The sequence below is a fragment of the Gordonia alkaliphila genome, from assembly GCF_039542465.1.
Taxonomy (GTDB): domain Bacteria; phylum Actinomycetota; class Actinomycetes; order Mycobacteriales; family Mycobacteriaceae; genus Gordonia; species Gordonia alkaliphila.
On the sequence record NZ_BAABIE010000001.1, the window covers coordinates 166,934 to 185,037 of the forward strand.

Here is an 18,104-nt window from a genome sequence, read left to right on the forward strand (position 1 = left end):
GTGCCTCGCAACAGTCATTTGTGCAGGTGAACGGCTTGGGGAATTGTTCGAAAAAAGTTTCGACGAACTGTTGTGCTAACTCAATATGAGGCGTACCTTGGAGTTAGACGATGCGGATACCTCTGCCCGTCTGCCGAATCGAGTGGCTGCTCTGACCGACCGTCACCGCAGCTCGACCGGTTCACCGCTGTACCCGTACTCCTGACCGGAGGTGCCGAAGTGGACGCAGCAGGCTTGACCGAACTCGCCGACTTCATGGTCGACGATGTCACCGACAACGACGGTGTCGACAATCTCGCGCGCTTCCTGGCGCGAGTGCGCGCGGTGGACGACGACCGCGAGCTGCTGGCGGTGGCCGCGGCAGTGCTGCGGCTGCGCAACGTGGTCGATTACTCGGTGGCCGCGGTGTGTGCAGCGATCGAACGGAGTGGACTGCCTGCCCGCAAGCATGTGCGGTCCTCGGCAGCGATCATGACCGAACTCGGTGCGGCCCCGGCGGTCGCGCATCGCGCGGTTCGTATCGGGTGGGCGATCGCGGATGAGGGCCTGCGTGCGGTGACCCGCGGGATCCGCGACGGTGCGGTGTCGGCGGAGAAGGGCGACGCCGTCGTCACCGGTGTCGGCCATGTCGAAGGTCGCGTCGTGGATCTCTCCGAGGAGGATCGCGCGCGGGTGGTGCACTCGTTGATGGTGCAGACCACTCCGGCGCGGGTGAAGGAGAAGGCCCGCGCTTGGGCGATCAAACTGGCGCCGGTCGAACTCGCTGAGGGGCCGGTGCCGGTCGCGGAGCGTGACGATCTGAACGAGATGACGATGGATCGGACCGACGACGGTCGCGTGGCGGTCACCATCGACCTGGACACCGTGGCCGCGGAAGAACTGTTCGCGGCGCTGGATCCGCTGACGCGGCCGGTGCCGGAGCCGGACGGCTCGAACGATAAGCGCTCGGCCAAGCGTCGGCGCGCGGATGCGATGACCCAGGTGGTCCGCACCTATCTCGCGCACTCCGAACGCCCGGAGAGCGGGGGAGTACTCCCGCACGTGACTCTGTCGGTGCCGGCGGCGGTGGTGATGAACGGGCAGGTACTCGATTCGATTGCGGGACAGACCATCTCAATCCCGTTCGCCGATGCTGATACCCCGGTGCCGTGGCTCGGTTTCGGCGGACCCGTGTCCGCGCGGACCGCGGAACTGATCATGTGTGAGGCCTCGGTGGCGGTGGCGCTGATGGACGAGAACGGTGTGCCGCTCAATGTTGGGCGCGAGAAGCGGCTGTTCACCCCGGGGATTCGCAAGGCGCTGGTGTTGCGTGACCGCGGGTGTGCGTTCCCCGGCTGCGGTGCGCCGTCGTCGTGGTGCGACGGCCACCATGTGGAGCACTGGGAGCACGGTGGGCAGACCTGCCTGGATAACGGCGTCCTGCTCTGCCGTCGCCACCACATGCTGATCCACCAGAGTGGGTGGGAGGTGTTCATCGGGCACGACCGCCACCCCTGGTTCGTGCCGCCGGCCGACCCGGACCACCCGAAGCGCTTCCGCGAACCGATCCCGTCGAATGCCCGGCGCACGCTGACGTTATTGCCCGGCGCGGCCTAATTCTGCCGCCTGCCTGCGACGCCTGTTTCACGATCTGACGTCCCAGCAGCCCCAAAGGGGCTGTCCACCAACGACTCTCGTCTCAAGCGAGATCTAGTACGTATCTGAATGCAGTGTCGGGAGAGGTTTCCCGGTGCGATGTGTTGTTTGAGAATTCCATACTGTGCCCGCCATCAGGTGGGCCTGGAGTGGTCGCGGTGACCACTCCAGGTCTCGCCGGTTTCAGGCTGCGTCGGACGACTCCACGATCGGCTCGGCCTCGATCACTTCGCGCGGGGCGAACCAGCCGAGGAAGACTCCGCCGGCGATCAGGATGGAGCCGAGGACCAGGCAGGCCTGCTGCATCGGCGGGATGAAGGCCTGCTCGGAGCCCAGCCGGATCATCTCGGCCAGCTGGGCTGCGCCCGGCGGCAGCTGGTTGGCCACCTCGACGGCACCCGCGAGGGATCGGGTGATCGCGTCGGCGGCCTGGTCGGCGGCGGCGGGGTCGCCGAACGCGGCGAGCTGGTCGCGTGCGGCGGAGGCGGTGGGGCCGATCCGGTCGGAGTACCCGGCGGCCATCAGGCTGCCCGCCAAAGCGATGCCGATGGCGGCACCGAGCTCTCGGGCGGTGTCGTTCACGGCGGAGCCGACGCCCTGGTTCTCCAACGGGGTGTTGGACATGATCGCGGTGGTCGACGGCGCCGTCGCCAAGCCGATGCCCACGGCGCAGACCGAGAGCATGATGGCGAGCTTCCAGTACTCGTCGGGATCGAAGATGCCGATGGAGAGAACGCCGAGGCCGGCGCAGGCGATGCCCACGGCCAGGACGATCCGGAGCGAGTGGAAGCGGACGGCCACCCAGTTGCCCACCAGCGCGAAGACGCCGACGCCGACCACCATCGGGATCAGCGCGAACGCCGACTTGAGTGGCGAGTAGCCGAACACCAGCTGCACCAGCAGCAGGATCAGGTAGAAGACGCCGAACGAGGCGAAGAACTGCAGCGCCACCGACAGCGAGCCGGAGGCGAAGGCGCGGTTGCGGAACAGTCGGACGTCGAGCAGCGGCGAAGTGCGCCGCAGCTCGATCAACACGAATACGACGCCGAGGATCAGGCCGCCGATCAGCGTGACCAGGATCAGCGGATCGGACCAGCCGCGGGTGGGCGCCTCGAGGAGGCCGAACACCACGCCGGCCACCGCGAGCATCGAGGTCACCGAGCCGATGATGTCGAAGGCACCGGGATCGTCGTCCTTGGAACTGCCGATCGTGACGGTGAGGAGCAGCGTGGCCAGCGCCGACACCGCGAAGGTGACGAACACCGAATGCCAGCTGAAGAACTCCAGCAGCACGCCGGTCACGAAGAAGCCCATGATCGCGCCAACGCCGGCCACCGCCGCCCAGATACTGACGCCGATGGCGCGCTGTTCGCGCGGAACGCCCGCGGTGATCAGCGACAGCGTGGTCGGCATGATCAGCGCGGCGCCGATGCCGGCGAGGAAGCGGGTGGCGATGAGCTCACCGGGCGTGTTCACCCAGATCGCGGCCAGCGAGGCGATACCGAAGATCACCAGGCCGACCATGAGGACACCGCGGCGCCCGAGGCGGTCACCGATGGCGCCGGCCGGGAGCAGCAGGGCGGCCAAGATCAACGTGTAGCCGTCGATGATCCAGGTCATCTGCGAGGAGGAGGCCTCGAGATCGAGCGCGATGCCCGGCAACGCGGTGTTCAGGGCCGCCATCGCAGCGACCACCAAGCTCACCGCCATGCAGGCGACCAGAATCAACCAGATGGTGCGGAAACTCCACCCGACACGCACACCGTTCATCACACGCAACCCCCATAACTCGTGTCACAGTGGTCACACGGAAATCTTCCGTCTCCCACTGAAAGTGATTCGTCATGGCATCTCACCACGTGGCACCCGCTCGAGTTTCGGTCACCGAACTGTCCCGCACCGGCGTCCACATCTGGCGCGTGCTGGCCCTGCTTGCAGTGCTGGCAGGCGTCCTGGCGCTGATTCTGATCATCCTGACCTCAGCCGCATGACGCCTGCCGCACCCGTCGCTCAGGCGGCGTAACGCTCGATGACGTCGCCGACCGGCACCAGTGCCTCGGCCACGTAGACCTTGGCCTTGCCGCGCAGGCTCGCGTAGGCCTTGGCCAACGGCTTCGGCGCGCTCTCGGCCTGGCGATCGGTCACCGCGAGCAGCGCTTCGGTTGCCGGGTCCTCGTTGGCGGCCAGGTGGGCGCCGAACGAGGTGCCTGCCGGACGCGAATCCCACAGCGGCGCAAGGCCGTCCAGGAAGTCCGGCAGCATCGACGAGGTGGCCTTGACCACGACTCCCGGCTTGAACTTGTTCGCCGCGGCGTAGGCCGCCTTCACCGCGGTCCCGGACAGCCCGGACTGCGCCTTCACCTGCTGCTCGATCACCTCCGCCAGATCGACGGCCAGCGCGTCGCGCTGAGTGAGCAGGGGAGCAAGGGAAGTCGCCATGGGGCAGCCTCTTTCTGAAAAGAACGCGGAACGGATCAGTGACTGCGGGTCAGGACCACGTTGCCCAGGGCGGGCGCGTCGTCGCGCTCGGCGACGACCGCGGTCACCAGCAGTCGGTCCTCATCTTCCCAGGCGCGGATCTTGAGCGTCTCGCCGGGGAAGACGACCCCCGCGAAGCTCGCGCCGTAGCCGGCCACCGCGGTGGTGTCCCCGCCCAGCACTTCGTCGACCAACGTGCGGCAGACGGTGCCGAAAGTGCACAGACCGTGCAGGATCGGCCGCGGGAAACCCGCGCCCGCGGCGAACGCCGGATCGGAGTGCAGTGGATTGCGGTCACCGCATAGGCGGTACAGCAGGGCCTGCTGCGGCAGCGTCGGTGCCAGCAGTTCGTGGTCGGGAGCGCGGTCGGGCAGCGCGAGGCGGGTCGACGATCCGCGCTCGCCGCCGAAGCCGCCCTCGCCCTTGGCGAAGATCGAACTGCGTGCGGTCCACAGCGGATTGCCGGCCTCGTCGACCGTCTCCGACTCCTGGATGATGACGGCGGCCGAACCCTTGTCCTGCACCTCGGCGATGCGGGTGCGGGTGGTGGCGGTGCCGGACGCCGGCAGCGGCCGGTGCACGGTCACCTCCTGGCTGCCGTGCACCACCTTCGCGAGGTCGATGTCGACGCCCGGGAACGACACCTTCGGGGCCTCGGTGGCCAGGAAGGTGGCCGCGACCGTGGCGAACGTCGGCAGCGTCTTGGGCGCGGCGTCGTCGATGTACTGCAGCCCGGTCGGATCCATCGGATCGTGGGCGGCGCCGACGGCGAGGTTGTACAGCGCCACCTCGCGCGGGGTCCAGGAGAAGGTCGTCGCGCCGAGGTCGGCGCCGACGGCGACAGTGGGATCGATCGGCATGGCTCAGACTCCTGCGGGCTGGTCGGTGGTCGACTTGGCCTTGGCGGCGGCGTCGAGGGCGGCGAGGTAACCGAAGACCATGGCCGGGCCGATGGTGGCGCCGGGGCCGGCGTAGGTGTGACCCATCACCGGGGCGCTGGTGTTGCCCGAGGCGTAGAGGCCGTCGATCACGCTGCCGTCGGCGCGCAGTGCGCGACCGGTGGCGTCGGTGGTGATGCCGCCCTTGGTGCCGAGGTCGCCGGGGACCATCTTGATGGCGTAGAACGGGGCCTTGTCGACCACGCCGAGGTTCGGGTTCGGCTTGTTGGTCGGGTCGCCGTAGTAGTTGTCGTAGCCGCTCTTGCCGCGGTGGAAGTCGGTGTCGTCACCGGTGCGGGCGAAGCCGTTGAAGCGCTCGGTGGTGGCCAGCAGCGCGTCGACCGGCAGTCCGGTCTGCTCGGCCAGCTCGGCGATGGTGTTCGCCTTGACCACGACGCCGGACTTGAGCCAGCTCTTCGGCAGCGGCTGGCGGGCCGGGATGCCGGCGAAGAGGTAGCGGTTGCGGCAGCGCTGATCCATGATCATCCACGCCGGGATGTTCTTGCCCGGGCCCTCGCCCTGACCGAAGTCGCCGCCGTACATCTGGTGCGCGGCCTCGACGTAGGGGAGCGACTCGTTCATGAAGCGCTCGCCGCGCTCGTTCACCATGAAGGTGCCCGGCACGTTGCGCTCGGACAGTGCGAACCACGGGCCCTTGGGCAGCGGGATGGTGGGACCCCACCAGGCGTCGTCCATCATCGCGACGCCGGCGCCGGCCTTCATACCGGCGACGATGCCGTCACCGGTGTTCGACGGCGCACCGGTGGTCCACTCGGTGCCGATCGGCGCGCGCTGGTACTCGGCGCGCATCTCGCCGTTGTGCTCGAAGCCGCCGCTGCCCAGGATCACGCCGTAGCGTGCGCGGATCTCGATCGGCTGGTCGTCGCGGGTGGCCTTGACGCCCACCACCTTGCCGTCTTCGATGATCAGGTCGGTCATCGGCGTGCTCAGGCGGATGTCGACGCCGGCCTGGCGGCAGCCGATCAGCAGTTCGGCGGCCAGCGCCGCGCCCATGGCGATCATCTTCTTGTTGCGCGACTTGGCCCAGGTGAAGCGGCCGGCGACCTTGGCCATCTTGGCGATGCCGCGCCAGTGGCGCATGCCGACGTTCATCCACTTGTAGTCGCTCTGCAGGACCACCATGTTCAGCGGCGCCTTGGTGTACTGCGGGTGCAGGGTGGCCAGGTCGTCGCCCAGGCGACGGGCGTCGAACGGCTTCGGCTCCACCGAACGGCCGCCGACGCGGCCGCCGGGGGCCTCCGGGTAGTAGTCCGAGTAGCCCTTGACCCATTCGAGCTCCAGCGGCGACTTGGACATCAGGTAGTCCAGCGCCTCGGGGCCGCGGTCGATGTAGGTGTCGATGTTCTCGGCGGGCGCGTGCGGACCGATGATCGAGTGCACGTACTTGCGTGCTTCCTCGACGGTGTCGGTCACGCCGTCGCGACGCAGCACCGAGTTGTTCGGGATCCACACACCGCCGCCGGAACGGGAGGTGGAGCCGCCCCAGTAGGGCGACTTCTCGATGAGGGCCGTCTCGAGGCCCTTGGTGGCCGCGGTGAGCGCGGCCGCGAGGCCGGCACCACCGGCGCCGACCACTACGACGTCGACGGTTTCGCTGGGAATAGCTGCTTGCGCCATCGGTTTCCCTCCTGGGAGCGGCGGAAGCGCCGCCACTGAAGAACTAGAACACGTTTCAGTAGAGAGAGTAAACGAGAACACGTTCCAGGGGTAGCCGGGGTGCGCCCGGACCGCCCGTCCCCCGCACTTCGCGACCCTGTTCACGGGTCGCCGCGCGGGCTCCGGGATCGACTCGGCGAGGGGGTCGCGACACGGGGGAGGGGCGGGTGGCGCGGGGTGGGGGTTACATGTCGGCGGGCGGGTGGCCGAGGCAGATCATCGCGCCGAGCGGGTCGGTGATGGTGGCGAGGGTGCCCCAGGGGGTGGTCTCCGGCTCCATCGCGCAGGCTCCGCCGAGTTCGACGGCCTTGGCGACGGTCGCGGCGACGTCGTCGACGGTGATGTACACCCGCCAGTGCGACGGGACGTCGGCGGGCAGCATGCCGGTCGCGTCCATCAGCGCCGCGTACGCGGTGTCGCCGTAGAAGAGCTGCGTGTAGTTGCCGGGCGCGCCGGGCACCAGTTCGGGCCGCGCGCCGAAGACCACCTCGTAGAACGCGGTGGCGGCGGGCTGATGCAGGCTCAGGCACTCGAACCAGTACGGCGCACCGTGCACGCCCCACTCGGCGAAGCCGGTGTGCGCGGCCGACTGCCAGTAGCCGATCATCGCGCCGGCCGGGTCGATCCCGTAGGCCATGGTGCCCAGGTCGCCGACGGGCATCGGCGGGAACACCTCGGTGCCGCCGTTCTCGACCAGCTTCGCCTGGGTGGCGAAGGCGTCGTCGGTCCGCAGGTAGATGGACCAGATGTCCGACGGCCCGCCGGCCTCGGCCATGTGCGGATGCATGCCCGCGACCCGTCGACCGCCGAGGGTGAAGTTCTGGTAGCCGGCGAATTCGGCGTTGGGCTCTTCGGCCTCCCAGCCGAAGAGGGCGCCGTAGAACTCCGCGGCGCGGGCGGGGTCGGAACTGACGAGGTCGAACCAGACGGGAGCGCCCAGCGGGGCGGAGTATTCGGTCATGCGTCGATTCTGCTCCGCGGTACCGACGAGCGGAACCGTTCGGGCCCGAAAACCCGGCCCCGAAAGCAACGACGACGCGCCCGGTTCGGGCGCGTCGTCGTTGTTGTCACTTCGCGGGGCTCACCAGTAGCCGTCCGGATCGACCTCGGGCGACTCGCGGGGCACCAGCCCCTCGGCGACGCCGTGTTCGATCGATGCCGACAGCCGCGGGCAGGTCGGCAGCAGTGCTGCGTTGCCGCCCTCGGCGCGGATCGCGGAGATCTCGTGGCAGGCCGCGAGCGCGTCGTCGTTCCACTGCACGCTCGTGTGGTGCGGACTGGTCTTCTTGACCAGCACGTTCGCGTGGCAGGTGCGGCATTCGATCGGCGACATGCCGCCGCGCAGGTAGTGCTTCCGATCCCGCGCGGTGGCTGCCGCGATCGCGGCCAGGCGCTCCGGATCATCGGTGTAATCCGGAGCCTTCGCCCAGCCCGTTCCGCTGACCGTCGACATCAGACCGACGTGTTCTCGGGCTGCTGCGCCGCCGCTGCTTCCTCGGCGGCCTTCTCTTCGGCCTGGATGCGCAGGTTCTCCTGCACCTCGATGTTCCAGTTCTCCAGCGCCTTGGCGGTGTCGATCTCGTACTCGAAGCGGTCGGTCATCTCGTCGGTGATGTCGTCGACGTCGACGTAGAACTGCTCGTACCAGCGACGCAGCTGGTAGACCGGGCCGTCCTCTTCCACCAGCAGCGGGTTGTCGATGCGGGTCTTGTGCTTCCAGATCTCGACGTCCTGCAGGAAGCCCACCTCGATGCCGCCGGAGATCTTCTTGGCCATCTTGTCGGCCTGCTCGGGGGTGAGGCCCTCGGGGATCTTGGCCATGACGCCGAACATGAGGACGAAGGAGTTCTCGTCGATCGGGTAGTGGCAGTTGGTGAGGATGGTCTCGACCGCGTAGCCGCCGTAGTACTGCACCATCGGGTTCAGCATGTACGAGGGGCCATAGTACGCGGCGATCGATTCCAGCCGGGTGTCACCGTAGGCCGACGAGATCGCGATGTCGGGGCGGCCGTGGCTGTTCATGTACTGCGCCGCGGTCTCGCCCTCGAAGACGTTCTTGAAGTAGTCCGGCAGGGCGTAGTGCACGTAGAAGAAGTGCGCCATGTCGACCACGTTGTCGATGATCTCGCGGCAATTGGAGCCCTCGATGACCAGCTTGTTCCAGGTCCACTCGGTCCACTGATCGGTGCCGAACTCCTCGAGCTCGGGGATGATCACCTGCTCCGGCGGCGGGTTGCCCTCCGGATCGTTGTAGATGAAGACCTGGCCGTTGCGCTGCATCGTGGGCCAGGTGCGGGTCTTGGCCAGCTTCGGGTTGCGCTTGGCGTACGGCACGCCGGCGCAGCGGCCCTTGCCGTTCCACTGCCACCCGTGGAACGGGCAGGCGATGTTGTCGCCGCGGACCTTGCCCTGGCCGAGGTCGGCGCCCATGTGGCGGCAGAAGGCGTCGAGTGCCTTCACCTCGCCCTTGGTGTCCGCCCAGACCACCAGCTTGGTGCCGAAGATCTCCAGGGAGTGGGGCTTGCCGTCGGTGTACTCGTCCACCAGGCCGATGCAGTGCCAACCGCGGGCAAAACGGCTCGGCGGAGTGCCGGTGTCAATTTCTCGTACTGCGGTATCGTTCGTCGTCATCGCAGGTCGCCTTCCTTTAACAGCTCTTGCTGACCCAATATTAGAACACGTTTCAAAACAGAATGAGAACGTGTTCTAATATTGGAGTCGAAGACCCAAGTAGCAACGAGATTGGAGCGGTCATGGCAGCACAGCGAAGCGAAGCCGGACAGCAAGTACTGGAGAATATCAACGCACTGCTGCCGGAGCTCGCGCAGCGCGCCCAGGCGACGGAGGATGCGCGACGCATCCCCGACGAAGTGGTCGAGATGCTGGTCGACGCCGGCTTCTTCAAGCTGATGCAGCCCGAGCAGTGGGGCGGCTACCAGGTCGACCCGGTGACCTTCTACGAGGCGGTCCGCCGCATCGGCACCGCCTGCGGTTCCACCGGCTGGGTGGCGGGCATCATCGGCATCCACAACTGGCACCTCGCGCTGTTCGATCAGCAGGCCCAGGAAGACGTCTGGGGCTCCGACCCCAACACCCGCATCTCGTCGTCGTACGCCCCGATGGGCGCCGGCGAGGTCGTCGAAGGCGGCTACAAGGTCAACGGTTCGTGGGCCTGGTCCTCCGGCTGCGACATCGCCGACTGGGCGGTCGTCGGTGGTCCGGTGTTCAAGGACGGCAAGCCGGTCGACTTCGTCAGCTTCCTGATCCCGCGCGAGGACTACACCATCCGCGACGTCTGGAACGTCGTCGGCCTGCGCGGCACCGGCTCGAACACCATCGACGTCAAGGACGTCTTCGTCCCGCGTCACCGCATGCTCAGCTTCCGCACGATGAGCACCGGCGAGGCGCCCGGCCTGGAGCGCAACACCGCTCCGGTCTACAAGATGCCGTGGGGCACCATCCATCCCAGCACCATCTCGACCCCGATCGTCGGCATGGCCTACGGCGCCTACGAGGCCCACGTCGAGCACCAGGGCAAGCGCGTGCGCGCGGCCTACGCCGGCGAGCAGTCCAAGGACGACCCGTTCGCCAAGGTTCGCATCGCCGAGGCCGCCAGCGACATCGACGCCGCATGGCGCCAGCTGTCGGGCAACCTGCAGGCCGAATACGACCTGATCTGCGCCGGCGAAGAGGTGCCGATGGACGTGCGTCTGGCCGCTCGCCGCGACCAGGTCCGCGCCACCGGCCGGGCCATCTCGGCCATCGATCGTCTCTTCGAGAACTCCGGCGCCCACGCGCTGGAGAACGGCACCCCGATCCAGCGCTTCTGGCGCGACGCGCACGCCGGCCGCGTGCACGCAGCCAACGATCCCGAGCGGGCCTACGTGGCCTTCGGCAACGGTGAGTTCGGGCTGCCCATCGGCGACACGATGGTCTAAGGAGAAGAATGAGCGAGCAGGATCTGGGTCCCATCCGTTCCCTCGGATACATGCGGATCGACGCCACCGACATGGACGCGTGGCGTGAATACGGTCTGAAGGTTCTCGGCATGGTGGAGGGCAAGGGGACCGTCCCCGGTGCGCTGTACCTGCGGATGGACGATTTCCCGGCACGTCTGGTGATCGTCCCCTCCGATCGCGATCACCTGGCCGTCTCCGGCTGGGAGTGCGCGAATGCGGCTGGGCTGCAAGAGGTTCGGGACCGGCTCACGGCCGGCGGCGTGGAGTTCCGCGAGGGCACTCCGGAGGAGAAGCGCGAGCGGGCCGTCGACGGTCTGATCGTCTTCGCCGACCCGGACGGAAACGCCCTGGAGGCCTTCCACGGCGTCGCACTGCAGCACCGTCGCGTCGTCAGCCCGTACGGTCACAAGTTCGTGACCGGCGAGCAGGGTCTGGGCCACGTGGTGCTCAGCAGCAACGACGACGCCGCGGCGCTCACCTTCTACCGGGATGTGCTCGGCTTCCGCCTGCGCGACTCCATGCGGCTGCCGCCGCAGGTGGTCGGCCGCGCCGAGGGCGACGAGCCGGCCTGGCTGCGGTTCTTCGGGTGCAACCCGCGGCACCACTCGCTGGCCTTCTCGCCGTTCTCCAACGGCACCGGCATCGTGCACCTCATGGTCGAGGTAGAGGAGACCGACGACGTCGGTCTGGCGCACGACCGTGCGCTGCGGAAGAAGGTGCCCATGTCGGCCACCCTCGGTCGCCACGTGAACGACCTCATGCTGAGCTTCTACATGAAGACCCCCGGCGGGTTCGACGTGGAATTCGGTTGCGAGGGAAGGCAAGTGGACGACGACGACTGGGTCGCCCGGGAGTCGACGGCCGTGAGCCTGTGGGGTCACGACTTCAGCGTCGGATTCAAGGGCTGAGTCGCCATGGCGCCGCTCTCGCCGTACGGCACGCAGGAGTTCGACACCCGGCAGTTCCGCACCGCCCTGGGGCAGTTCTGCTCCGGAATCACCATCATCACCTCGATGGGCGACGATGACCGGCCGGTGGGCTTCGCCTGCCAGTCGTTCACCGCGCTCTCGCTGGATCCGCCGCTGGTGATCTTCTGCCCGCAGAAGACGTCGCGGACCTGGCCTGCGATGGAGGCGCGGGGGTCGTTCTGCGTGAACGTCCTCGCCCACCGTCAGCAGGACGTGAGTGCGAAGTTCGGCGCTCCCGGCGACAACAAGTTCGCCGGGGTCGACTGGGACCCGTCTCCGCTCGGGCTGCCGGTGATCCGGCACAGCCTGACCTGGGTGGAGTGCACCGTGGAGAACGTGCTCGACGGCGGCGATCACTACATCGTCGTCGGACGGGCACAGACCCTCGGTGAGGTCCTGCAGGACAAGCCGCTGCTGTTCTACCGCGGCGGTTACCTGTCGACCGAACACCCGCGGGTCACCCCGGCCTCGAATCAGCTCGACGACCTGATCACGTGGTCCGGCGGCGACGAATGGCTCTAGACGATGTGACTGCTCCGCTGCGCGATGCCATCGCCGCAGCGGAGCGTCAGATCGCCGCGGCGGAGTTCATCGACTCCGACGCCGATCTGGCCGAAGGCTACGACTACCTGGCCGGCAGTATCGCGGCCGTCCTGCAACAGTCCCGCACGCACGACAAAGTGCATCCGGTGCTGCACACGTCCACCGGCCCGTACACCAAGATGGGCCTGGACAATCCGGACACCCTTTACTACCACGCGGATGTGGTGCCCGAAGGCACCTACCGGATCCGCGGCATCCGGGGAACCACCGTGGACCTGAGCTTTCAGGTGCTCCGCGGCGATTACACCCCCAGCGAAGTCCCCGGCGGGGACGACGCCTTCGACGACCGCCGGCTGACCATCGCCGACGACGGCTCGTACGAACTCACCTTCGGGCCGCCGATCGACGACGCGCCGTCGAACTACTTCGTGCTGGGCGACGGCGCCTCCATGCTCGCGATCCGCGAGGTCTACGGCGACTGGATCGCTGAGCACAAGGGCAGCGTCACCGTCGAACGCCTGGACACCCGTGACGAACCGGCTCGGCCGCTCGACAGTGCGCGCGCGGCACGCCAGTACGCGACCGCGGCCAAGCTGCTGACGTCGCGCATCCACACCTGGTTCAACTTCCCGAAGTGGTTCTACCTCGACGAGCCGGTCAACACGCTGACCGTGCCGCGGCCCACGCCCGGCGGCCTGAGCACCCAGTTCTCGTCGGTGGGGCACTACGACCTGGCGCCGGATCAGGCCATGCTCATCACGGTGCCGGTCTCGGACAGTCCGTACCAGGGCTTCCAGCTCGGCAGCCTCTGGTACATCTCGCTCGACTACGTGCACCACCAGACGAGCCTCAATACGGTGCAGGCGCAACATGATCCGGACGGGATGATCCGCATGGTGATCGCCCATCGGGATCCGGGCGTGACCAACTGGGTGGAGACCACCGGGCGACGGCGCGGCATCCTCCAGTTCCGTTGGCAGCGCAGCGATGCGCCGATCGACGGGAGCCTGGGGCCCACCTGCGAGGTGGTCGACCTCGCGCAGGTGCCCGGACTGCTGCCGTACTACGACCACAATCGGATCGACGCCGACGGTTGGGCCGAGCGGATCACCGCCCGGCGCCGCGGCTTTGCGGAGAGAATGCTCGGATGACGACCCAGACACCCCAGACTTCGATGCACGGCACGGGCCTGCTGGCCGATCGAGTGGTGGTGGTGTCCGGCGTCGGTCCCGGCCTGGGCCGGGCCATCTGCCTGCGCGCCGCCGCGGCCGGGGCGGACGTGGTGGTGGCCGCCCGCACCCGCGAACGACTCGAGTCGGTGGCCGCCGAGGTCACCGCGCTGGGCCGTCGCGCCCTGGTGGTGCCCACCGACATCACCGACCACGACGCCGTCGATGCCCTCGCCGAACGCGTGCTGGCCGAGTTCGGGCGGGTCGACGTGCTGGTGAACAACGCCTTCTCGGTGCCGTCGATGAAAGCCTTGGGGCGCACCGACTTCGGGCAGATCTCCGACAGCCTGGACCTGACGGTGCTGGGCACGCTGCGGGTGATCAAGGCCTTCACGCCCGCGCTCGCGGAGTCGGACGGGGCCATCGTCAACCTGAGTTCGATGGTGATCCGGCACAGCGAGCCGCGCTACGGCAGCTACAAGATCGCCAAATCGGCGTTGCTGGCGATGTCGCAGTCGCTCGCCACCGAACTGGGCGAGCAGGGCATCCGGATCAACAGCGTGGCGCCCGGGTACATCTGGGACGACCAGCTCAAGTGGTACTTCGGCGAGATCGCGAAGAAGTACGGCATCACCGTCGAGCAGGTCTACGAGCAGACCGCCTCGCGCAGCGACCTGAAGCGGCTGCCCGAACCCGACGAGATCGCCGACGTGATCGTCTTCCTCGCCTCGGACCTGGCCCGCTCGGTGACCGGGCAGACCCTCGACGTGAACTGCGGGGAATACCATGCCTGAGCCGCGCACCCTGGTCGGCACCGTCGAGGACCTGCACGCCTCGGCCGCGCGCACCGTGGGCCTCGACGACTTCGGCGACGACGGTTACCTCGAAGGCCTGACGGTGCTGCTGGAGTCGTACGCGAACGACGCCGCGCTCACCGAACGCGGCAGTAAGATGTTCCGCTACTTCCTCAAGGGCGCGCTCATCGCGCGGCTGCTCAGCGAGGCCGGATGGAAGGCGAACCCGGGCTACGCCCAGGTGCCGATCGAGCGGCCGATCTTCGTCACCGGCCTGCCGCGCACCGGCACCACCGCGCTGCACCGGCTACTCGCCGCCGACCCGGCCCACCAGGGGCTCCAGATGTGGCTGACCGAGTTCCCGCAGCCGCGCCCGCCGCGCGACACCTGGGCCACCAACCCCGTCTTCGCGCAGATCGACGCCGGACTGTCCCAGCATCACGTCGAGAATCCCGAGTTCATGGGCCTGCACTACATGAGTGCCGGCGAAGTGGAGGAGTGCTGGCAGTTGCTGCGGCAGTCACTGCAGTCGATCTCGTACGAGTCGCTCGCCGCTCTCCCGACGTACTCGGCGTGGCTGGCCGACCAGGACTGGACGCCCGCCTACGCGCGCCACAAGGCCAACCTGCAGCTGATCGGCCTCCACGATCAGGACAAGCGCTGGGTGCTCAAGAACCCGAGCCACCTGTTCGCGCTGGACGCACTGATGGCGGTGTATCCGGATGCGATCGTGGTGCAGACGCACCGTGAGCCGGAGACCATCATCGCGTCGATGTGCAGCCTCGCCGAGCACGCCACCGAGGGTTATTCAACGGTGTTCACCGGCGCGGCCATCGGGCAGGCGCAGCTCGAGCTGTGGTCGCGCGGCCTGCGCGAGTTCTCCGCGGCTCGTGCGCGCTATCCCGCGGCGCAATTCGTCGACGTCGCGTTCGACGACCTGCGGGCGGACCCGCGGGGCGTCGTCGATCAGGTCTACGCCGCCCTCGGCACCGCGCCGAGCGAGGCGGCCCGCGCGGCGATGACGGCGCTCGACGAGGAGTCCAAGTCCGGCGATCGCCGACCGCAGCACCGCTACTCGCTCGACGACTACGGGCTCACCGTGGACCAGGTGCGCGCCGCCTTCGCCTAGTTTCGACGCCGTCCGCAAAAAGTTCGGTTGACCGAAACTCTGTTTCGGGGTTAGCCTGGCTCGGTGCTGGAAACGACGAAGAAGCCGCGGGCGCCGCGGGCGATGCTGCTCGGGCCGGCCTTCGTGGCGGCGATCGCCTATGTGGATCCGGGCAATGTGGCGGCCAACCTCACCGCCGGCGCCAAGTACGGGTACCTGCTGGTGTGGGTGCTGGTGGTGGCCAACGTCATCGCCGTGCTGATCCAGTACCAGTCGGCCAAACTCGGCGTGGTGACCGGCCGGACGCTGCCGCAGACGGTGGCGACGTCGTTGCGCGGGCGTCGCGCGCGGCTGGCCTACTGGGGCCAGGCCGAGGTGGTGGCGGCCGCGACCGACCTCGCCGAAGTGGTCGGTGGCGCGATCGCCCTGAAGCTGCTGTTCGGTCTGCCGCTGTGGATCGGCGGCCTCATCGTCGGCGTGGTCTCCATGCTGGTGCTCACCCTGGCCGACCGGCAGCGGCAGCAGCGGTTCGAGACCGTGGTGATCGGCCTGCTGTGCATCATCGTGGTCGGCTTCCTCAGCGGACTGGCGGTGAATCCGCCGGACGTCGGTGGGCTGCTGAACGGCATGATCCCGCGCCTGGACGGCGGCGAGACCGTGCTGCTGGCCGCGTCCATGCTGGGCGCCACCGTGATGCCGCACGCCATCTATCTGCACTCGGGGCTGGTGATCGATCGCCACGGCCGCAGCGAGGATCCGGGCCGCATCGCCCGGCTCCTGCGGGTGACGCGGATCGACGTGGTGGTGGCCCTGGTCATCGCCGGCACTGTCAACATCGCACTGCTCGTGCTGGCCGCGACCAGCCTGATGGGCAAGGAGGGCACCGACACCATCGAGGGCGCGCACGCGGCGGTCGGGTCCGCGCTGGGCCCGGTGGTCGCGGCGCTGTTCGCGATCGGCCTGCTCGCCTCGGGCATCGCGTCGACGTCGGTGGGCTCCTACGCGGGCGGCATGATCATGGAGGGGTTGCTGAACATCCGCATCCCGATGGTGGTGCGGCGCTCGGCGACCCTGGTACCCGCCGTCGTGATCCTCGCGGTCGGCGTGGATCCGACATGGGCGCTCATCGTGTCCCAGGCGGTGCTGAGCTTCGGCATCCCGTTCGCCCTGATCCCGCTGCGCCGCTTCACCGCCGACCGTAGCCGGATGGGCGAGTTCGCCGACGGCCGCGCACTGCGACTGGCCTCGGCGGCGGCCGTCGCGCTGGTGGTGGCCTTGAACATCACCCTGCTGGTGCTGATGTTCGTCGGCGACACCTGATCAGTGCGCGCGAACGCCGCGCAGCCCGGGCTCGGCCGTCAGGGCCGCGAAGGCTTCGGCGAGGCAGGCGGTGAACTCGGCGGGGTCCTCCACCGCCGCGGGGTCGGAGTTGATGCCGACGAAGGCCGCGTCGTCGTAGGTGAGGAGGGCGACGTTGATCGCCGCCCCCGACTTCGGCGCGAACGGCACCAGGACGTCGACCTTGGCGCCGCACAGGTACACCGGCACCGGCGGGCCCGGCACATTGGTGGCGGCGACGTCCACGCCCTTCATCAGTCCGCCGGCCAGGCGCTCGGTGATCGGGTCGGGCAGTAGCGCGAGGGCCTTGTAGAGCATGTCGGACAGGCCCAGTGCGGGATCGGTCCGGGCCTCCTCGAGGAGGCGCTGCAGTCGGGTCAGTCGATCGGGCGCCGGGTGCTCGTCGCCGGCGGGCACCAGGAAGCGGGCCGGCGCCCAGTGGTTGCTCGTCGGCTCGTCGCCGGGACGACGCTGATTCACCGGCATGTTCACGCGGAGCTCGGGGAGGTCGTGGCCGTGCCTGCGATGGTAGGTGCCGACGGCGTCGGCGACGGCCGCCATGAAGACGACGTTGAGCGTCACCTCGGCCCGGTGTGCCGCCGCTTTCAGCTCGGCCAGCGGCACCTCGATCAGGGTGAACGTGCAGGTGAGCGACCGGTCGGCCATCCACCGCGATTTGGGTGCGCCCTGCGGGGCCAGCATGGCCGCCGCCGAGAGGGCGGTGCGGCCCGCGGCCACCGTGGTGTCCAGCGGGCTGGTCAGCAGGTCGCGTGCCGTGCGGAGCGCGAACTTGGCGCCGCCGACCACCACTTCCTCCACCGCGTCGAGCTCGAACCGGGTGGCGTGCACGAAACGCGCCAGCAGGTCGGAGGGCTCCTCCGGATCCGGCGCATCCGGCAGCGGGCCGAGGTCGCCGGGCTCGGCGGCGAGGTCGAACAGGGCGGCGCTCATCGCGAGACCGCCCATACCGTCGGCCACCGAATGATGGATCTTGAAGACCACCGCGGCCCGGCCGTCGACCAGACCCGTGACGATGGCGATCTCCCAGAGCGGCCGCGAATGATCGAAGTCGGACTCGCTGACGCGAGCCGCGTAGTCGAGTGCGTCCTGCATCGTGGCGTCGTCGTCGGGCAGTCGTCGCCACCGGACGTGATAGCTGGGATCGAAGTTCGGGTCTATCTCCCACCGCGGCGGGGCGGGGGAGATCGGGTTGCCCACCGCGCGCTCGCGCAGCCGCGGAAAGATTCGGGTGAGTCGCTCGACGCGGGCGGAGACCTGGGCGGGGTCAGGCGATCCGTCGAGCGCGATGAAGGCCACGATCCCCGTGCGCAACAGCGGGTCGCCCTCGATGCCGTACATGACGGCGTCGAAGGCGCCCATCCGCTGGTCTCTGGGCCGCTGGTCTCGGGGCGACGGTCCTCGGGAGGTCATTCCCCCGATTCTGGTGGAGCGGCACAGCGGTGTCCGCGGTATCGGTCCAGAGGTGATGAAGTCCCC

The 18,104-nt window shown here is 68.5% G+C and carries 17 protein-coding genes; 9 read left to right on the plus strand and 8 right to left on the minus strand.

Annotated features, from left to right (window positions below; translation table 11 throughout):
- Window positions 1-219 precede the first annotated feature (219 nt).
- Entirely contained in the window at window positions 220-1,596 is a 1,377-nt protein-coding gene (locus tag ABD989_RS00780) for an HNH endonuclease signature motif containing protein (RefSeq protein ID WP_345312078.1), read from the plus strand.
- Between the two features lie 222 nt (window positions 1,597-1,818).
- Here the strand turns inward: ABD989_RS00780 and ABD989_RS00785 are convergent, their stop codons facing one another.
- Window positions 1,819-3,405 carry an MFS transporter gene (locus ABD989_RS00785; protein ID WP_345312079.1) on the minus strand — a complete coding sequence of 529 codons (1,587 nt, stop codon included), beginning with the start codon at window positions 3,403-3,405 and terminating at the stop codon, window positions 1,819-1,821.
- Between the two features lie 74 nt (window positions 3,406-3,479).
- Between ABD989_RS00785 and ABD989_RS00790 the strand changes: the two genes are divergently transcribed.
- Window positions 3,480-3,626: a hypothetical protein gene (locus tag ABD989_RS00790; protein WP_345312080.1), complete on the plus strand. Its 147-nt coding sequence runs from the start codon at window positions 3,480-3,482 to the stop codon at window positions 3,624-3,626.
- A gap of 19 nt (window positions 3,627-3,645) precedes the next feature.
- Here the strand turns inward: ABD989_RS00790 and ABD989_RS00795 are convergent, their stop codons facing one another.
- From ABD989_RS00795 to ABD989_RS00820, 6 genes are all read right to left on the minus strand, one after another.
- On the minus strand, window positions 3,646-4,074 hold the full coding sequence (locus ABD989_RS00795) for a DUF6918 family protein (RefSeq protein ID WP_345312081.1): 429 nt from the start codon (window positions 4,072-4,074) through the stop codon (window positions 3,646-3,648).
- A gap of 35 nt (window positions 4,075-4,109) precedes the next feature.
- The gene (locus ABD989_RS00800; protein WP_246993937.1) at window positions 4,110-4,973 is read right to left on the minus strand and encodes a MaoC/PaaZ C-terminal domain-containing protein; all 864 of its coding nucleotides are present in this window, start codon (window positions 4,971-4,973) and stop codon (window positions 4,110-4,112) included.
- A 3-nt stretch (window positions 4,974-4,976) separates the two neighbouring features.
- Window positions 4,977-6,689: a 3-oxosteroid 1-dehydrogenase gene (kstD, locus tag ABD989_RS00805; protein ID WP_345312082.1), complete on the minus strand. Its 1,713-nt coding sequence runs from the start codon at window positions 6,687-6,689 to the stop codon at window positions 4,977-4,979.
- 223 nt (window positions 6,690-6,912) lie between these two features.
- A complete protein-coding gene (locus tag ABD989_RS00810; RefSeq protein WP_345312083.1) occupies window positions 6,913-7,689 on the minus strand; it encodes a VOC family protein in 777 nt (258 codons plus the stop codon).
- A 120-nt stretch (window positions 7,690-7,809) separates the two neighbouring features.
- Entirely contained in the window at window positions 7,810-8,181 is a 372-nt protein-coding gene (locus ABD989_RS00815) for a hypothetical protein (protein ID WP_345312084.1), read from the minus strand.
- Window positions 8,181-9,359 (minus strand): 3-ketosteroid-9-alpha-monooxygenase, oxygenase component, encoded by a 1,179-nt coding sequence (locus ABD989_RS00820; RefSeq protein WP_345312085.1) that lies wholly within the window; start codon window positions 9,357-9,359, stop codon window positions 8,181-8,183. Before ABD989_RS00820 ends, ABD989_RS00815 begins: the two co-directional genes overlap by 1 nt.
- Window positions 9,360-9,481: 122 nt before the next feature.
- On the opposite strand from ABD989_RS00820, the gene hsaA reads away from it, so the two are divergent.
- The 7 genes from hsaA (at window position 9,482) to ABD989_RS00855 (ending at window position 16,589) form a co-directional block, all read left to right on the plus strand.
- The gene (gene hsaA, locus ABD989_RS00825; protein WP_246993947.1) at window positions 9,482-10,666 is read left to right on the plus strand and encodes a 3-hydroxy-9,10-secoandrosta-1,3,5(10)-triene-9,17-dione monooxygenase oxygenase subunit; all 1,185 of its coding nucleotides are present in this window, start codon (window positions 9,482-9,484) and stop codon (window positions 10,664-10,666) included.
- 8 nt (window positions 10,667-10,674) lie between these two features.
- Entirely contained in the window at window positions 10,675-11,595 is a 921-nt protein-coding gene (gene hsaC / locus ABD989_RS00830) for an iron-dependent extradiol dioxygenase HsaC (RefSeq protein ID WP_246993949.1), read from the plus strand.
- 6 nt (window positions 11,596-11,601) lie between these two features.
- Window positions 11,602-12,177, plus strand: a complete 576-nt coding sequence (gene hsaB, locus ABD989_RS00835) for a 3-hydroxy-9,10-secoandrosta-1,3,5(10)-triene-9,17-dione monooxygenase reductase subunit (protein ID WP_345312086.1) — start codon at window positions 11,602-11,604, stop codon at window positions 12,175-12,177.
- Window positions 12,168-13,349 carry a hypothetical protein gene (locus ABD989_RS00840; RefSeq protein WP_345312087.1) on the plus strand — a complete coding sequence of 394 codons (1,182 nt, stop codon included), beginning with the start codon at window positions 12,168-12,170 and terminating at the stop codon, window positions 13,347-13,349. Before hsaB ends, ABD989_RS00840 begins: the two co-directional genes overlap by 10 nt.
- Window positions 13,346-14,161 carry an SDR family oxidoreductase gene (locus ABD989_RS00845; RefSeq protein WP_246993952.1) on the plus strand — a complete coding sequence of 272 codons (816 nt, stop codon included), beginning with the start codon at window positions 13,346-13,348 and terminating at the stop codon, window positions 14,159-14,161. The genes ABD989_RS00840 and ABD989_RS00845 overlap by 4 nt, the downstream gene beginning before the upstream one ends.
- Window positions 14,154-15,290 carry a sulfotransferase family protein gene (locus ABD989_RS00850; RefSeq protein ID WP_345312088.1) on the plus strand — a complete coding sequence of 379 codons (1,137 nt, stop codon included), beginning with the start codon at window positions 14,154-14,156 and terminating at the stop codon, window positions 15,288-15,290. Before ABD989_RS00845 ends, ABD989_RS00850 begins: the two co-directional genes overlap by 8 nt.
- A 63-nt stretch (window positions 15,291-15,353) precedes the next feature.
- The gene (locus ABD989_RS00855) at window positions 15,354-16,589 is read left to right on the plus strand and encodes an Nramp family divalent metal transporter (protein ID WP_345312089.1); all 1,236 of its coding nucleotides are present in this window, start codon (window positions 15,354-15,356) and stop codon (window positions 16,587-16,589) included.
- Here the strand turns inward: ABD989_RS00855 and ABD989_RS00860 are convergent, their stop codons facing one another.
- Window positions 16,590-18,038 (minus strand): wax ester/triacylglycerol synthase domain-containing protein, encoded by a 1,449-nt coding sequence (locus ABD989_RS00860; RefSeq protein WP_345312090.1) that lies wholly within the window; start codon window positions 18,036-18,038, stop codon window positions 16,590-16,592.
- Window positions 18,039-18,104 lie beyond the last annotated feature (66 nt).

What these genes read in the sequence shown, in the direction of transcription:
- ABD989_RS00785 (WP_345312079.1), bottom strand. Translation starts at nt 3,405, where the DNA reads ATGAACGGTGTGCGTGTCGGGTGGAGTTTCCGCACCATCTGGTTGATT.
- ABD989_RS00790 (WP_345312080.1), top strand. Translation starts at nt 3,480, where the DNA reads ATGGCATCTCACCACGTGGCACCCGCTCGAGTTTCGGTCACCGAACTG.
- ABD989_RS00795 (WP_345312081.1), bottom strand. Translation starts at nt 4,074, where the DNA reads ATGGCGACTTCCCTTGCTCCCCTGCTCACTCAGCGCGACGCGCTGGCC.
- ABD989_RS00800 (WP_246993937.1), bottom strand. Translation starts at nt 4,973, where the DNA reads ATGCCGATCGATCCCACTGTCGCCGTCGGCGCCGACCTCGGCGCGACG.
- kstD (WP_345312082.1), bottom strand. Translation starts at nt 6,689, where the DNA reads ATGGCGCAAGCAGCTATTCCCAGCGAAACCGTCGACGTCGTAGTGGTC.
- ABD989_RS00810 (WP_345312083.1), bottom strand. Translation starts at nt 7,689, where the DNA reads ATGACCGAATACTCCGCCCCGCTGGGCGCTCCCGTCTGGTTCGACCTC.
- ABD989_RS00815 (WP_345312084.1), bottom strand. Translation starts at nt 8,181, where the DNA reads ATGTCGACGGTCAGCGGAACGGGCTGGGCGAAGGCTCCGGATTACACC.
- ABD989_RS00820 (WP_345312085.1), bottom strand. Translation starts at nt 9,359, where the DNA reads ATGACGACGAACGATACCGCAGTACGAGAAATTGACACCGGCACTCCG.
- hsaA (WP_246993947.1), top strand. Translation starts at nt 9,482, where the DNA reads ATGGCAGCACAGCGAAGCGAAGCCGGACAGCAAGTACTGGAGAATATC.
- hsaC (WP_246993949.1), top strand. Translation starts at nt 10,675, where the DNA reads ATGAGCGAGCAGGATCTGGGTCCCATCCGTTCCCTCGGATACATGCGG.
- hsaB (WP_345312086.1), top strand. Translation starts at nt 11,602, where the DNA reads ATGGCGCCGCTCTCGCCGTACGGCACGCAGGAGTTCGACACCCGGCAG.
- ABD989_RS00840 (WP_345312087.1), top strand. Translation starts at nt 12,168, where the DNA reads ATGGCTCTAGACGATGTGACTGCTCCGCTGCGCGATGCCATCGCCGCA.
- ABD989_RS00845 (WP_246993952.1), top strand. Translation starts at nt 13,346, where the DNA reads ATGACGACCCAGACACCCCAGACTTCGATGCACGGCACGGGCCTGCTG.
- ABD989_RS00850 (WP_345312088.1), top strand. Translation starts at nt 14,154, where the DNA reads ATGCCTGAGCCGCGCACCCTGGTCGGCACCGTCGAGGACCTGCACGCC.
- ABD989_RS00860 (WP_345312090.1), bottom strand. Translation starts at nt 18,038, where the DNA reads ATGACCTCCCGAGGACCGTCGCCCCGAGACCAGCGGCCCAGAGACCAG.